Origin of the sequence: Pseudomonas sp. 02C 26 (genome assembly GCF_002843585.1) — a bacterium.
In the GTDB taxonomy this organism is placed as follows: Bacteria; Pseudomonadota; Gammaproteobacteria; order Pseudomonadales; family Pseudomonadaceae; genus Aquipseudomonas; species Aquipseudomonas shirazensis.
On sequence record NZ_CP025262.1, the window covers coordinates 3181522 to 3196142 of the forward strand.

General features: G+C 60.6%; 18 protein-coding genes. 7 read left to right on the forward strand and 11 right to left on the reverse strand.

Annotated elements, in window-relative coordinates:
* Positions 1-37 precede the first annotated feature (37 nt).
* Entirely contained in the window at positions 38-727 is a 690-nt protein-coding gene (locus tag CXQ80_RS14515) for a peptidase C39 family protein (RefSeq protein ID WP_101320654.1), read from the reverse strand.
* Positions 728-936: 209 nt separating this feature from the next.
* Between CXQ80_RS14515 and CXQ80_RS24830 the strand changes: the two genes are divergently transcribed.
* Complete coding sequence (locus CXQ80_RS24830) at positions 937-1113, forward strand: hypothetical protein (RefSeq protein WP_178080773.1); 177 nt, start codon at positions 937-939, stop codon at positions 1111-1113.
* A 101-nt stretch (positions 1114-1214) separates the two neighbouring features.
* Here the strand turns inward: CXQ80_RS24830 and CXQ80_RS14520 are convergent, their stop codons facing one another.
* Both CXQ80_RS14520 and CXQ80_RS14525 read right to left on the reverse strand, forming a co-directional pair.
* Entirely contained in the window at positions 1215-1967 is a 753-nt protein-coding gene (locus CXQ80_RS14520) for a TerC family protein (RefSeq protein ID WP_101320657.1), read from the reverse strand.
* 49 nt (positions 1968-2016) lie between these two features.
* The gene (locus CXQ80_RS14525) at positions 2017-2259 is read right to left on the reverse strand and encodes a hypothetical protein (RefSeq protein ID WP_101320659.1); all 243 of its coding nucleotides are present in this window, start codon (positions 2257-2259) and stop codon (positions 2017-2019) included.
* Between the two features lie 129 nt (positions 2260-2388).
* Here CXQ80_RS14525 and nhaR point away from each other — a divergent pair, with 129 nt between their 5' ends.
* The 3 genes from nhaR (at position 2389) to CXQ80_RS14540 (ending at position 5291) form a co-directional block, all read left to right on the forward strand.
* Complete coding sequence (gene nhaR / locus CXQ80_RS14530) at positions 2389-3282, forward strand: transcriptional activator NhaR (RefSeq protein WP_101320661.1); 894 nt, start codon at positions 2389-2391, stop codon at positions 3280-3282.
* Between the two features lie 66 nt (positions 3283-3348).
* Positions 3349-4560, forward strand: a complete 1212-nt coding sequence (gene sstT / locus CXQ80_RS14535; RefSeq protein ID WP_101320663.1) for a serine/threonine transporter SstT — start codon at positions 3349-3351, stop codon at positions 4558-4560.
* Positions 4561-4643: 83 nt separating this feature from the next.
* Positions 4644-5291 (forward strand): YceH family protein, encoded by a 648-nt coding sequence (locus CXQ80_RS14540; protein WP_101320665.1) that lies wholly within the window; start codon positions 4644-4646, stop codon positions 5289-5291.
* 27 nt (positions 5292-5318) lie between these two features.
* Here CXQ80_RS14540 and ahpF read toward each other — a convergent pair whose 3' ends face one another.
* From ahpF to CXQ80_RS14580, 8 genes are all read right to left on the reverse strand, one after another.
* Complete coding sequence (ahpF, locus tag CXQ80_RS14545; protein ID WP_101320667.1) at positions 5319-6881, reverse strand: alkyl hydroperoxide reductase subunit F; 1563 nt, start codon at positions 6879-6881, stop codon at positions 5319-5321.
* Positions 6882-7005: 124 nt separating this feature from the next.
* Entirely contained in the window at positions 7006-7569 is a 564-nt protein-coding gene (gene ahpC, locus CXQ80_RS14550) for an alkyl hydroperoxide reductase subunit C (RefSeq protein WP_101320669.1), read from the reverse strand.
* A gap of 177 nt (positions 7570-7746) precedes the next feature.
* Positions 7747-8127, reverse strand: a complete 381-nt coding sequence (locus tag CXQ80_RS14555; protein ID WP_371918938.1) for a fimbrial protein — start codon at positions 8125-8127, stop codon at positions 7747-7749.
* 33 nt (positions 8128-8160) lie between these two features.
* Positions 8161-9516, reverse strand: coding sequence for a glutathione-disulfide reductase (gene gorA, locus CXQ80_RS14560; protein WP_101320673.1), 1356 nt, complete (start codon positions 9514-9516; stop codon positions 8161-8163).
* A gap of 69 nt (positions 9517-9585) precedes the next feature.
* A complete protein-coding gene (gene galU, locus CXQ80_RS14565; RefSeq protein ID WP_101320675.1) occupies positions 9586-10425 on the reverse strand; it encodes a UTP--glucose-1-phosphate uridylyltransferase GalU in 840 nt (279 codons plus the stop codon).
* Positions 10426-10696: 271 nt separating this feature from the next.
* Positions 10697-11611 carry a c-type cytochrome gene (locus tag CXQ80_RS14570; RefSeq protein WP_101320677.1) on the reverse strand — a complete coding sequence of 305 codons (915 nt, stop codon included), beginning with the start codon at positions 11609-11611 and terminating at the stop codon, positions 10697-10699.
* On the reverse strand, positions 11608-12258 hold the full coding sequence (locus tag CXQ80_RS14575) for a cytochrome c (protein WP_101320679.1): 651 nt from the start codon (positions 12256-12258) through the stop codon (positions 11608-11610). Before CXQ80_RS14575 ends, CXQ80_RS14570 begins: the two co-directional genes overlap by 4 nt.
* 146 nt (positions 12259-12404) lie before the next feature.
* On the reverse strand, positions 12405-12764 hold the full coding sequence (locus CXQ80_RS14580) for a hypothetical protein (RefSeq protein WP_101320681.1): 360 nt from the start codon (positions 12762-12764) through the stop codon (positions 12405-12407).
* A gap of 163 nt (positions 12765-12927) precedes the next feature.
* Here CXQ80_RS14580 and CXQ80_RS14585 point away from each other — a divergent pair, with 163 nt between their 5' ends.
* Genes CXQ80_RS14585 through CXQ80_RS14590 form a run of 3 tightly spaced genes read left to right on the forward strand, consistent with a single transcriptional unit; the run spans position 12928 to position 14532 of the window.
* Positions 12928-13230, forward strand: coding sequence for a DUF1883 domain-containing protein (locus CXQ80_RS14585; protein WP_101320683.1), 303 nt, complete (start codon positions 12928-12930; stop codon positions 13228-13230).
* Positions 13231-13237: 7 nt separating this feature from the next.
* The gene (locus CXQ80_RS24835) at positions 13238-13408 is read left to right on the forward strand and encodes a hypothetical protein (RefSeq protein WP_178080774.1); all 171 of its coding nucleotides are present in this window, start codon (positions 13238-13240) and stop codon (positions 13406-13408) included.
* A gap of 50 nt (positions 13409-13458) precedes the next feature.
* Positions 13459-14532, forward strand: a complete 1074-nt coding sequence (locus CXQ80_RS14590; protein WP_101320685.1) for a nitronate monooxygenase family protein — start codon at positions 13459-13461, stop codon at positions 14530-14532.
* Positions 14533-14621: the final 89 nt, after the last annotated feature.

A 14621-nucleotide genomic window follows, 5' to 3' on the forward strand; every position in this document is an offset into this window, starting at 1 on the left:
ATGAAGACGGCCGGCCATCAGCGCCGGCCGTTTGCGTTCAGGGCTGGCCGAGGCTGCTGACGGCTTGTCTGGCCGCCATTTCCTGCCCTGCCCGGGCCAGTTCATCGGCGCCTTGCAACCAGCGCTGGCGATCAACCTGTGCAGGCAGTTGCTGCGGTGGCTGTATCAACACTGCCCAACTACCCTGCTCCGCCCACGCCTTGGCAAAAGCGTCGAACGACATCATCTGCCGCCGCTGCATGCCTGCACGCAGCAGCACCCGCTGCTTGTAGCTGTCATAGCCGACCAGTACCGCATAGCGCGGCTCACTCCACCACGCCGAACCCTCTTGATAACGCAGCAGCACCGGGTTGCCCGCCGCCACCTGGGCGAGCAATGCATCCAGACGCTTGTCCAGCGGATACACCAGCATGCCGTAATCACGCGCCACAGGCGGGATCGATGCTTCCAGCGCTTCGGCTGCTTCAGGCAGCTTCAGCGGCTTGTCGAGCAAGCCCGGGGTGATCCGAATGCCTTGCTGCGAGAGCATCACCGCCAGCGCCATGGCGCCGCTGTGATTGGCGTTGCCGCGGAAGAACGGCACGCTGCTGATCTCGACCCGCTGCGGCAAGCCTTTTACATCTGCTGGAGGCGCGCCGGCGCAGCCAACCAGATTGGCCGCTAGCAGGCATGCAGCGAGCAGGCGCTGTGAAGGGTTGAGCAACGACTTGCGGGAAGCTTGCAACATGGACACTCACTTGTCTGAAGCCGGTCTGGCATCCGGCGATGGTCTCTGATCATAGGGCGGACGCGCGCGCAGGAATAGCCCGACGCAGGCTAGTAACAAATCGGACCAAGGGTTCGACCTAAGCTCAATTGAACGTCATGAGGGTAGCGCTAGACTAAGTAAGTATCTGGAAGGTAAGCCTGGGGCAAGCCTGAGAGAAGGAGGCACACATGAGCCTGACTATGGGAATTCTGCTGTTGGTAGGTATGTGGCTGAGTGTGGCCGCTGCCATGTTATGGGGCGTTCTACGCATAGTCCGCAGGCATTCGCATCATCCACTGCCGGTTCAGGCCAAGGCCAAGCCCTTGCCCGTGCAACGCGCCCGTCAGCCCGCTGCAGCGCACTGACATCGCGTCAGCGCAAAACAAAAAACCGCGCAGCTTGAGAGCATACGCGGTCGCTTGATGAAACTGCCATTGCGAATGGGGCGCCAAGCGCCCCGCGCACCTTACTCCTGTGCAGCCTCACGCTTGAGGCGAGCGCGGCGAGCAAAGATGTTTAGCATCTCGATCGCAGTCGAGAACGCCATCGCTGCATATACATAACCTTTAGGCACATGGGCACCGAAACCTTCGGCGATCAGGGTCATACCGATCATGATCAGGAAGCCCAAGGCCAGCATCACGACGGTCGGGTTGTCGTTGATGAAGTTGGCAAGCGGATCGGCGGCCACCATCATCACGATAACAGCTGCCACCACAGCGATGATCATGATCGGCAAGTGCTCGGTCATGCCAACTGCGGTGATGATGCTGTCGACCGAGAACACGATATCCAGCAGCAGAATCTGGAAGATCGCTGCGGCGAAGCCCAGGGTCACGGTGGATGAGACCGTGGCCTCATGCTTGGCACCGTGCGGATCGACACTCTCGTGGATCTCTTTGGTTGCCTTCCACAGCAGGAACAGGCCACCGGCGATCAGGATCATGTCCTTCCAGGAGAAGGCATTGCCGAAGATCTCGATCACCGGATCGGTCAACTGAACGATCCAGGCAACGGTGCTGAGCAACGCCAGGCGCATGATCAACGCCATGCTGATACCAATCCGGCGCGCCTTGGAGCGGTACTCGACAGGCAGCTTGTTGGTCAGGATCGAGATGAAGATCAGGTTGTCGATACCGAGCACGACTTCCATTGCCACCAATGTGGCCAAAGCTACCCAGGCGGTCGGGCTTGCGGCGAGTTCCAGCAAATATTCCATGAATCAATCCTGTTTCTGGCTATGTTAGGGCTATGTTCGCAGCTGTGGGTCAGATGTCCTGGGTCTTGCGTTCGCCATCGGCGGGCTTGGCCGATTTCTCACCCTCGCCGCCAATGACGTCATTCAACGCTTGCTGAGCGGCTTCATTGGTCTTGTCGATGGCCTGCTTGGCAGACTGCGCCGCCTGATCGAGCACCTGCTGGGCAGATTTCTCAGCCTGATCGCACCCGGCCAGGCTTAACAGCGCCAGCGCAAGCACCAACGGGGTACCGATGGATTTCAGTTGTAGCATGGGATCCTCACTTGTCATGTCCGGGCAGCACGTGGCGCCTGATGAAAGGCATTCTAATGAAGCGGAAACATCCGGAAAATTCGTTTTTTTAGCGGCTATACTTCGTTTTTTACGAATCCGGAAACAGCCATGCTCAATTACCGGCAGCTGCATTATTTTTGGGTAGTCGCACGCACCGGCAGTATTGCCCGCGCCAGTGAGCAACTGAATCTGACGCCGCAAACCATCAGTGGGCAGATCAGCCTGTTCGAGCAGACCCATGGTCTGGAATTGTTCCAGCGTGTCGGGCGTCAGCTTGAGCTGACCGAGAGCGGCAGGCAGACGCTGGTCTACGCCGAACAGATGTTCCAGATCGGCAGCGAGCTCGAGACCATGCTGCGCGCCGGGCCGCAGGAGCAGATCCTATTCCGCGTCGGCGTTGCCGATGTGGTCCCCAAGTCCATCGTTTATCGCTTGCTGGCGCCGACCATGGAGCTGGACGGCGCCCTGCGCATCAATTGCCGGGAGGACAAGCTCGAGCGGCTGCTGGCCGACCTGGCCATCCAGCGTCTGGACCTGGTGATTTCCGACAGCCCCATGCCCAGCCATCTGGATATCAAAGGCTACAGCCAGAAACTCGGCGAATGCGGCTTGAGCTTTTTTGCCACCCCAGCTCTGGCGGCAGAATACTCGGGTGCATTTCCGGCCTGTCTGAATGATGCGCCGTTGCTGATCCCAGGTCAGGAGACAGTGGTACGCAGCCGCTTACTGCGCTGGCTGTCCGAGCAGCAGGTGCAGCCGCGGATCGTCGGTGAGTTCGATGACAGTGCCTTGATGCAGGCCTTCGGTCAGTCCGGCAGCGGCATTTTCGTTGCGCCCAGCGTGATTGCCGATGAGGTGTGCCGCCAATATGCAGTGGTGCTGATCGGCCATACCGAGGCGGTCAACGAGTCGTTCTATGCGATCTCGGTAGAGCGCAAGGTCAAGCACCCGGGGATCGTCGCGATTACCGAGGGTGCGCGCAAAGAGTTGTTCCACTGGTAGGTAGCGGCCGGGAGCGCTGGTCTATGGTACAGTCGCGCCCGTCCAAATCCCTGAGATTCGCTGCACATGCTGCCTGTTCTTCGCCTGTTCACCCGCACCAGCCTGGTTACCCAGATCGTCATCGGCCTGATCGCCGGCATCGCCCTGGCCTTGCTCGCGCCTGCCGTGGCGCTGGACCTGGCGTTTCTCGGCAAGGTTTTCGTCAGTGCGCTCAAAGCGGTAGCGCCCGTGCTGGTGTTCGTGTTGGTGATGGCCTCGATCGCCAACCACAAGCACGGCCAGCAAACCCATATCCGGCCGATCCTGTGGCTGTACCTGCTGGGCACCTTTGGCGCAGCCGTGGTCGCCGTGATCGCCAGCATGCTGTTCCCCTCGACCCTGCTGCTCAGCGCCAGTGAGGCGTCGCTGAGCGCTCCGGGCGGTATCACCGAAGTGCTGCAGAACCTGCTGCTCAGCGCTGTCGATAATCCAGTAGCGGCGCTGCTCAATGCCAATTTCATCGGCGTACTGACCTGGGCCATCGGCCTGGGGATCGCCCTGCGCCATGCCAGCGAGGCCACCCGCACTGTAGTCGACGACCTGTCCAATGCGGTGACTTATATTGTGCGCGTGGTCATTCGTTTTGCGCCGCTGGGGATCTTCGGCCTGGTCGCAGCGACCCTGGCCCAGTCGGGGCTGAGCGCCCTGCTTGGCTACCTGCACCTGCTGGCGGTACTGATCGGCTGCATGCTGTTTGTCGCGCTGGTGATGAACCCGCTGATCGTGTTCTGGAAGATCCGCCGCAACCCCTACCCGCTGGTGCTGATGTGCCTGCGCGAGAGCGGAATCACGGCGTTCTTCACCCGCAGCTCGGCCGCCAACATCCCGGTCAACCTGGCACTGTCGGAAAAACTCGGCCTGCATGAAGATACTTACTCGGTCTCGATCCCGCTTGGCGCAACCATCAACATGGCCGGCGCGGCGATCACCATCACCGTGCTGACCCTGGCGGCCGTGCATACCTTGGGCATCAGTATCGATCTGCCCACTGCCGTGCTCCTCAGCGTAGTGGCTGCGGTGTGTGCCTGCGGCGCATCGGGCGTAGCCGGTGGTTCTCTGTTGCTGATCCCACTGGCGTGCAGCCTGTTCGGCATCCCCAGTGAAATCGCCATGCAGGTGGTCGCCGTCGGTTTCATCATCGGTGTGCTGCAGGACTCGGCTGAAACGGCGCTGAATTCTTCGACCGATGTGATCTTCACCGCCGCCGCCTGTGAGGCCCAGGAGCGACGCGCAGCCTGAGTGATAAGGCGGCGCCGCTGGCAATTGCTTAACGGCGCCGCTTTACCTAGGCTAGTGGCCTTTCCTCGCAACGAGACAGGGCCATGTCAGAACAACACAACCCCAGTGAAGGCCGCTTCAACAGCACCGAGATCCGCATCCTCGGATCGCTGATCGAAAAGCAGGCCACCAGCCCTGAAACCTACCCCCTGACCCTCAACGCGCTAGTGGTTGCCTGTAACCAGAAAACCAGCCGCGAACCGGTGATGAACCTCTCTCAGGGCCAGGTTGGCCAGGCGCTGCGGGCGCTCGAAGGGCGTGGTTTTACCAAACTGCAGATGGGCAGTCGCGCCGACCGCTGGGAGCAACGCGTCGACAAGGCGCTGGAACTGGTGCCCGCGCAGCTGGTGCTGATGGGTTTGATGTTTTTGCGCGGGCCGCAGACGATCAACGAGTTGTTGACCCGCAGCAATCGCTTGCATGAGTTCGAGGATGACCAGCAGGTCCAGCATCAGCTCGAGCGCTTGATTTCACGTGAGCTAGCGGTTCACCTGCCGCGTCAGGCTGGCCAGCGGGAAGACCGCTATACCCACGCGCTGGGTGATCCGGCAGAGATCGAGGCTATTCTTGCGGCGCGCCAGCAAGGCGGCGCTGAACGCAATTCGGCCCCTAGCATCGCTGAAGAACGTATCAGCGCGCTGGAGGCACGAATTGCAGCACTGGAAGAACGCCTGGCCCTGCTGGAAGGCTGAACCCAGCCAGCGCAGCAGGCGTCTACGTCAGGCCGGCGCCGAGCTGCGGATCAGGTGATCGAAGGCGGACAGCGAGGCCTTGGCACCCTCGCCCACCGCAATCACGATCTGCTTGTACGGCACGGTGGTGACGTCCCCGGCAGCGAACACACCAGGGATGTTGGTCTGGCCCTTGGCGTCGACGATGATCTCGCCACGCGGCGACAGCTCGACCGTGCCTTTGAGCCAATCGGTGTTGGGCAGCAGGCCGATCTGTACAAAGATCCCTTCCAGCGCGATGTCATGCAGCTCATCGCTGTTGCGGTCCTTGTAACGAAGGCCGTTGACCTTTTCGCCATCCCCCAACACTTCGGTGGTCAGCGCACTGGTGATCACCTTGACGTTGGCCAGGCTGTGCAGTTTGCGCTGCAACACCGCATCGGCACGCAGCTGGCTGTCGAACTCAATCAATGTCACCTGAGCGACGATACCGGCGAGGTCGATGGCCGCTTCCACCCCTGAGTTGCCGCCACCGATCACCGCCACGCGCTTGCCCTTGAACAGCGGGCCATCGCAGTGCGGGCAGTAGGCAACACCGCGGGCGCGGTACTGCTGCTCGCCAGGCACGTTCATCTCGCGCCAGCGTGCACCGGTGGCAAGGATCACGGTCTTGGCCTTCAGCGAAGCGCCGCTGGCCAGCCGCACTTCGTGCAGGCCGCCACCAGCAGCCGGGATCAATGCCTCACCGCGCTGCAGGTTCATGATGTCGACGTCGTACTGTTTGACGTGCTCTTCCAGCGCCGAGGCCAGTTTTGGCCCTTCGGTTTCCTGCACCGAGATGAAGTTCTCGATCGCCATGGTGTCGAGCACCTGGCCGCCGAAACGCTCGGCGGCAACGCCGGTACGGATGCCTTTGCGCGCAGCATAGATTGCAGCTGCGGCGCCGGCGGGGCCACCGCCCACCACCAGCACATCGAAAGCGTCTTTGGCGTTGATCTTCTCGGCCTGGCGTGTGCCAGAGCTGGTGTCGATCTTGCCAAGAATCTCTTCCAGGCCCATGCGGCCCTGGCCAAACACTTCGCCGTTGAGGTAGATGCTCGGCACGGCCATGACCTTGCGTGCTTCAACTTCGTCCTGGAACAACGCACCGTCGATGGCCACGTGTTTCACATTCGGGTTGAGCACCGCCATCAGGTTCAACGCCTGGACTACGTCCGGGCAGTTCTGGCACGACAGCGAGAAGTAGGTTTCAAAAGTGAAGTCGCCTTGCAGCGCCTGGATCTGCTCGATCACTTCGGCACTGGCCTTGGACGGATGGCCGCCGACTTGCAGCAGTGCCAGCACCAGTGAGGTAAATTCGTGGCCCATGGGGATGCCTGCAAAGCGCAGGCTGATATCAGCACCCGGGCGGTTCAGCGAGAACGAGGGCCGGCGCGTGTCGCTGCCGTCCTTATTCAAGGTAATCAGGTCCGACAGGCCGGCAATTTCCACCAGCAGGTCGTGCATTTCGCGGGACTTCGCACCGTCGTCGAGGGAGGCTACGATCTCGATCGGCTGGGTGACCCGCTCCAGGTAGGTTTTCAGTTGCGATTTAAGCGTGGCGTCCAACATACGGGCGATTCCTTGAGCAATCAGGGTAAACAAAAACGCCCAGGCAAAAGTGCCCGGGCGTTTGGCGGGGCGGTGATGACTTCAGCTATGGCGGCTGTTCACCGCCCGCGACTGGCGCACGATCTTAGATCTTGCCAACCAGGTCCAGCGATGGTGCCAGGGTGGCTTCGCCTTCTTTCCACTTGGCCGGGCAGACTTCGCCTGGGTGAGCGGCAACGTACTGGGCAGCTTTGACCTTGCGCAGCAGCTCGCTGGCGTCGCGGCCTACACCACCGTCGTTGATTTCGACGATCTTGATCTGGCCTTCTGGGTTGATCACGAAGGTACCGCGATCAGCCATGCCTGCTTCTTCGATCAGCACGTCGAAGTTGCGCGAGATGACGTGGGTCGGGTCACCGATCAGCGGGTACTTGATCTTGCCGATGGTTTCCGAAGTGTCATGCCAGGCTTTGTGGGTGAAGTGGGTGTCGGTCGACACACCGTAGATTTCCACGCCCAGCTTCTGGAACTCGGCGTAGTTGTCGGCCAGGTCGCCCAGTTCGGTCGGGCAGACGAAGGTGAAGTCAGCTGGGTAGAAGAACACGACAGCCCACTTGCCTTTCAGGTCGGCTTCGCTGACCTGAACGAATTCGCCGTTGTGGAAGGCAGTAGCGTTGAACGGTTTGACCTGGCTGTTGATGATAGGCATGAGAGAAGCTCCGTCATGGGATTAAGAAGTGGTTGACGGGGAGAATACTAACCACCTGAACCGGCGATGGCTCATTGGCAAAGCTCATGCTGCTGATTGGTTTTGGCTATAAGCAGCTCATTCCGATAGATCTTTTCATCCATAGGAAAGCAGCACAGTGGCACGCGCCCTAGCCACTCAGGGCCGAACGCTCTGCGCAATCTGCACATACGCCGCACGCAGGCCTATCCGCACAAAGTCGTCCCCAGGTCGCACTCTGGCCAAGTTATGCCGAGTGGTGCCCAACTGCAGCAAGCCGCCATCACTGCGCATCAGACGCACCACCAGGCCCGTAGCACTTGATTCGCCGGCAAGTTGCAGGTGATCAGTTGCGCCACCACCGCTGGCATCTTCGAGCTGCGCTAGCACCTGCACTGACCGTCGTTTTGTGCTCGGCTGGCAGCGCAACCGCAACCGCAACTCGAAGTCGACCGCCGCCGACTGGCTGCCAAGGCCGCGGAAACCGCTCCAGGACTGCACGCTGAGGTCGACCTGAGTGTGCCGGCTTGCCCCCTCCAGATGGCAGGTCGGCCCCTGACCCCACCAGCAGGATCAGCGCATTGCCGTGCGCATGGTTACAAACTCTTCGGCCGCTGTAGGGTGCACGCCAATAGTCTCGTCAAATTGCGCCTTGGTCGCGCCTGCCTTGAGCGCAATACCCAGGCCTTGAATGATCTCTCCCGCGTCTGGCCCGACCATGTGACAACCCAGCACCTTGTCGGTATCGGCGTCCACCACCAACTTCATCAGGGTCTTCTCCTGAATCTCGGTGAGGGTCAGCTTCATTGCTCGGAAGCGGCTTTCGAAAATTCGCACCTTGTGACCCGCCTCAATGGCCTGTTCCTCGGTCAGCCCAACCGTACCAATCGGCGGTTGACTGAACACCGCGGTGGGGATGTTCCGGTAATCCACCGGTCGGTACTGCTCCGGTTTGAACAGACGCCGCGCAACGGCCATGCCTTCAGCCAGCGCCACAGGGGTGAGCTGGACTCGACCGATGACATCACCAATTGCCAGAATAGAAGGCTCAGTGGTCTGGTACTGATCATCGACACGCACGAAGCCACGCTCGTCGAGTTCCACACCCGTGTGTTCCAGGCCAAGGTTGTCCAGCATCGGCCGGCGGCCTGTCGCGTAGAACACGCAGTCGGTGAGCAGCTCACGGCCATCTTTGAGGGTGGCCTTGAGGCTGCCATCTGCCTGCTGATCGATCCGTTGAATGTCGCTATTGAACTGCAGGTCAACGCCGCGCTTGTCCAATTCGTCCTTGAGATGAGTGCGCACCGAGCCGTCGAAGCCGCGCAGGAACAAGTCGCCGCGATAAAGCAGGCTGGTGGCGCTGCCAAGCCCTTGGAAAATGCCGGCAAACTCGACCGCGATGTAGCCGCCGCCGACAACCAGAATGCGCTTGGGCAGCTGCTTGAGGAAGAACGCCTCGTTGGATGTGATCGCCAGATCTTTGCCAGGGATGTCCGGCACCTGCGGCCAACCGCCGGTAGCGATGAGGATATGCTTGGCTGAGTAGCGCTGACCGTCTATTTCGACTTCATTGGCGCCCGTCAGTCGCGCATGGCCTTCAAGCAGGGTCACCCCACTGTTGACCAGCAAGTTGCGGTAAATGCCATTGAGCCGCTCGATTTCGCGATTCTTGTTGGCAATCAGCGTGCCCCAGTCGAAGTGCCCCTCTTCCAGCGTCCAGCCGAAGCCGGCAGCCTGCTCCATTTCGTCAGCGACGTGGGCCGCATACACCATCAGCTTTTTCGGCACGCAGCCCACATTGACACAGGTACCGCCCAGGTAGCGGCTCTCGGCCACAGCGACCCTGGCGCCAAAACCCGCCGCGAATCGCGCGGCACGCACACCGCCGGAACCGGCACCAATCACGAACAGATCAAAATCGTAAGTCACAATCCAGACTCCACAAAAAAGCCACCCAAGAGGGTGGCTGTTTTTCATACGGGCTGCAAGCCTGCAGGCTTAGTAAGCCTTGCCAGCCTTGTAGAAGTTCTCGAAGCAGAAGTTGGTCGCCTCGATGTAGCCTTCGGCGCCACCGCAGTCAAAGCGCTTGCCCTTGAACTTGTAGGCAATCACACAGCCTTCCTGCGCCTGCTTCATCAGCGCGTCGGTGATCTGAATCTCGCCGCCTTTGCCTGGCTCGGTTTCACGGATCTTCTGGAAGATGTCCGGGGTCAGGATGTAGCGGCCGATGATGGCCAGGTTCGACGGGGCATCTTCCGGTGCTGGTTTCTCGACCATGCTGTTAACACGGTAGATGTCGTCGCGGATCATCTCGCCAGAGATAACGCCGTACTTATTGGTTTCCTGCGGATCGACTTCCTGAATGGCAACGATCGAGCAGCGGAACTGGTTGTACAGCTTGACCATCTGCTGCAGCACGCCGTCGCCGTCGAGGTTGACACACAGGTCATCCGCCAGCACGACCGCAAACGGCTCGTCGCCGATCAGCGGTTGGCCGGTCAGGATGGCATGGCCCAGGCCTTTCATTTCGGTCTGACGGGTGTACGAGAACGAGCACTCGTCGAGCAGACGGCGAATACCGACCAGGTATTTTTCCTTGTCGGTACCTTTGATCTGGTTTTCCAGCTCATAGCTGATGTCGAAGTGGTCTTCAAGCGCGCGCTTGCCACGACCGGTCACGATGGAGATCTCGCTCAGGCCGGCATCCAGTGCCTCCTCGACGCCATACTGGATCAGTGGCTTGTTTACCACTGGCAGCATTTCCTTGGGCATGGCCTTGGTAGCTGGCAGGAAGCGTGTGCCATAGCCGGCTGCCGGGAACAAGCATTTCTTGATCATATACGTCCTTAACAAGGGCTTAGCGTACGAAATTCGGCGCAGTCTAATCAGGCGGCGCGCACCTTACAATGCCCAGCCTGAAGCGACCGCTGCCATGATAGAGATACCCCAGTGTAGTTAGTTCCAACGGATCGCAAATATTCAGCCTGTTGCCGGCAGGTTTGCCCCGCTGACAGCGGGCTCTGGTAACCCTGAACCCGCTTCGAAGCGCGTCATTTTCACGCCAGTGCATACGCAAAAAGACGCGCATCAGAAGTGTCTACCGCAAGCGTTACCGGGTTATCCCCTGCCCGATCAGCATGCCTTCGACCTTTTGCCCATACAGGTTGACGCCATCATTGGCATGAAACTTCAATCGGGTTTTTTCGACTGAGCCTTCCACCAGGCGCGGGTCCTGCGGCCGTTCGTGGCGATTGATCCATGCAGCGACATCCCATGCCTGCTGATCACTGAGGCTGCCGGGCTTACCAAGTGGCATGTTGTACTTGATGAACGACGCCGCCGTATTGATCCGGTGCATGCCAGCGCCCCAGTTGTAGGAGTCCTTGCCCCATAGCGGTGGCATCACGTATTCACCTGCCACCTGCTGGCCTTCGCCTTGATCGCCGTGGCAGATCGCACATTGCTCGCGATACACCTGCTTGCCGCGTTTGAAGTCATACCCTCCCTTGGGCTGAGGCACTTCGGGATAACCACGCCCAGGTGTCTCGACCGCGGTCGGCGCATTGGTCGACAGCCAGTATGAATAAACGCTCAGTGCGGTCATCTGCGGGCTATCCGCCGCAGGCGGCTTGCCGTTCATGCTGAACTGGAAGCAGCCCTGAATGCGTTCGGCGAAGGTATTGACCTTGTCATTTTTCTTGCGATATGCCGGGTACATCGGATAAGCGCCCCACAGCGGCGCAGAAAACGCCATACGGCCCTGATCAAGGTGGCAGTTGCTGCAGTTCATGCCGTTGCCCACAGCCTCGGGCATCAGCCGGCGGGTATCGACAAACAAGGCATGGCCCTCGCGGACCATCTGGCCAAAGGCGTTGTCCGGGATCTGGGTTTCAGCGGGCGGCGCGAACTGCACTGCAGCCTGCGTGCCGGGCACCTTGAGCTGGGATTGATCTTCCATGGCAATCGGCGTGGCAGCCTGGGCGCTACCCATGGCCAACAACAGGGTGGCAATGATCGGCTTCATGGCTTGACCTCCTGGGCCAGTGGATGGGCGAAGAACTCGGCAACTGCCGTGATCTCGGCATCGGTCATGGCCTTGGCCACGCCGACCATCAACTGATTGGGGTCATTGCTACGGCTGCCGTCGCGCCAGGCATTGAGCTGCGCCACCAGGTACGCCGCAGGCTGCCCCGCCAGTGGCGGGAAGTGCTCACCGACACCGCTGCCGCCTGGCCCGTGGCACTGCACACAACCCGGGATTTGCCGGTCCCAGTCGCCGTACAGGGCCAAGCGCGACACCGGGTCGGTGGCAATCTGCTGGCGACGCAGATCAGGTGCCGGGTCACTCGGCAGGCTGGCCAGGTACTCGCTGACAGCTTTGGCTTCCTGCGCGCTCAAGGCCTTGGCCAGCGGCTCCATTACCGGCTGTTTGCGGCTGCCACTGCGAAAGTCCTGCAGCTGCTTGTTCAGATACCCGGCCGACAAGCCGGCCAGCCGCGGAAACCCTGCAGCGGCGATGCCCTTGGCATCGGGACCATGACAGCCCAGGCAGGCCATCGCAGCGGGGTTGGCCCCACCCTGGGTGAAGATTTTCTGGCCTTCGGCGGCATGCGCCGCGGGCCAGGCCAGGATCAGCGCAGTGCTGATCGCAAAACGACTCAACGGATTCATCACGGGACGCTCCATTTCCTTGTTATAAGCTTAGGCTTAAAAGGTATAAGCACAAAAATAGTAGGCTTATCCTCCGGCAGGCAACAACGCCTACCGGACAAGAACATGACAATTGGCCCGCTAAATGGCCGTTTAGCTGAGCTGGATCAAGATCCGGAGATGCATTTGGTCGTGGCTGCGCGCACATCACCCAAGCGCAGCGGGAAGTTGTTCAGCCGCTCGCGCAGCTTGATGCTGCTGCCGCTACCACGCTTGTCGATGTCAATCAACGCAGCAGGACCCGCACCCGCGGTCAGCTTCTGCGGCACGATCAGACGCAGGCCGTCGCCGCGCTTTTCCTGCACCAGCGCGTCGCGGCTACTCGCCAACTCGGCCTTGATGCAGTCGGCGTACACCTGAGGCGCCTTGCCAGACATCACATCCATGGTTTCTCGCGATTGCTCCAGCTCAGCGACACTTACACAGCCGCCCAGAGTCAAGGTCATCGCCGCCACCGCCCACTTCATTGGAATACCTCTGCCTGCTTTAAAGAATGTGTATGACAACAACCGGGCGGGTTTGCTCCCTGCTTTGGCGGATTTATCCCTACCCCGGCCATCAGGGGCGGGAGTGTACCGCTACATCGTGATATCTTGCGCATTTGCACGAATAAACTTTGCGGAGCATCACATGAAATTCGTACACCAGCGCGAGCACCTCAACGAGGACGACATTGTCGTGATCGAGTGCTCCCAGCGCTGCAACATTCGCCTGATGAACGACGCCAATTTCCGCAGTTTCAAGAATGGCGGGCGTCACACCTACCATGGCGGCGCGTTCGACCAGTTCCCGGCGAAGATCGTCGTGCCGAGCACCGGTTTTTGGAACATCACCCTCGACACGACCACGCCCCGGCCGATCTCGGTCACGCGCAAGCCAACCTTCACGCACAAGATCAAAATCGTGCGTCGCTCGTCGTCGCAACTGAGATAAGCCCGCCATGACCCAGAACATCAAGTACGTGATCAAATACAAGCTCGATGGCGAGCAACGCTTCGACTTCGCCGTGATGCCGGACAACTCCGAAGAGCAGGCGCGCCTGGCGCTGCAACAGATCCATGGCGATGACGTCGCCAAGATCAGCGACATCAAAGTCAGCAAGGCCCTGTAAACCTGGCCCTGGCTGGGCGCCGAGTTGAAACAGAGTTGACAGGAGTGCACATGAGCAACTGGCCAGACCGCCGTATCCTGGATCTGCTCGGCATCGATGTGCCGATCCTGCAAGCACCGATGGCCGGAGCCACCGGCTCACCCATGGCCATCGCTGTGGGCACGGCTGGTGGCCTGGCCGCTCTGCCCTGCGCCATGCTCAGCCTGGATCAGGTGCGCAGTGAAGTGGCAGCGTTCCGCGCCGCCTGCGCAGGGCCTTTGAACCTGAACTTCTTCTGCCATCAACCGCCGCCCGCTGATGCAGCCCGCGCACTGCGCTGGAAGCAGGCCCTACAGCCGTATTATCAGGAGCTGGGCGCTGATTTCGCCGCGCCGACGCCGGTATCCAACCGTGCGCCATTCGATGAGCACAGCTGCCAACTGGTTGAAGAACTGCGCCCGCAGGTGGTCAGCTTTCACTTCGGCCTGCCCACTGCCAGCCTGCTGCAGCGGGTCAAGGCCACCGGCGCCAAAGTGCTGTCGAGTGCGACCACGGTGCAGGAGGCGCTCTGGCTGGAACAGCACGGTTGCGATGCGATCATCGCCATGGGCTATGAAGCCGGCGGCCATCGCGGCATGTTCCTTAGCGATGACATCACCAGCCAGATCGGCACCTTCGCCTTGATCCCGCAAATTGTCGACGCAGTGCGACTGCCGGTGATCGGCGCCGGTGGCATTGCCGATCACCGCGGCCTGGTGGCCGCACTGGCTCTTGGCGCCTCGGCGGTGCAGATCGGCACTGCCTACCTGTTCTGCCCGGAGGCGAAGGTATCTGCAGCCCACCGCCAGGCGCTGGATACCGCCCCCGCCAGTGACACAGCGCTGACCAACCTGTTCACCGGGCGGCCCGCGCGTGGCATCAACAACCGCATCATGCGCGAACTTGGCCCGATGAGCGATCTGGCCCCCGCCTTCCCCCTGGCAGGCGGCGCGTTGATGCCGCTGCGGGCGATCAGCGATAGCGCGGGCAGCAGTGACTTCAGCAATCTGTGGGCCGGCCAGGCTTTGCGCCTTGGCCGACACCTGCCTGCGACAGAGCTGACCAGAGACATTGCCGAGCGCGCGCTGGAGCAATTAGGGCGCTGATTCGATCCCGCGATTATGGCCCTTCCCGTAGAGTCGACTCTCGCTATATAGTCCCGTATATAACGATAACCTGCTCTCGGAGAGTTGCC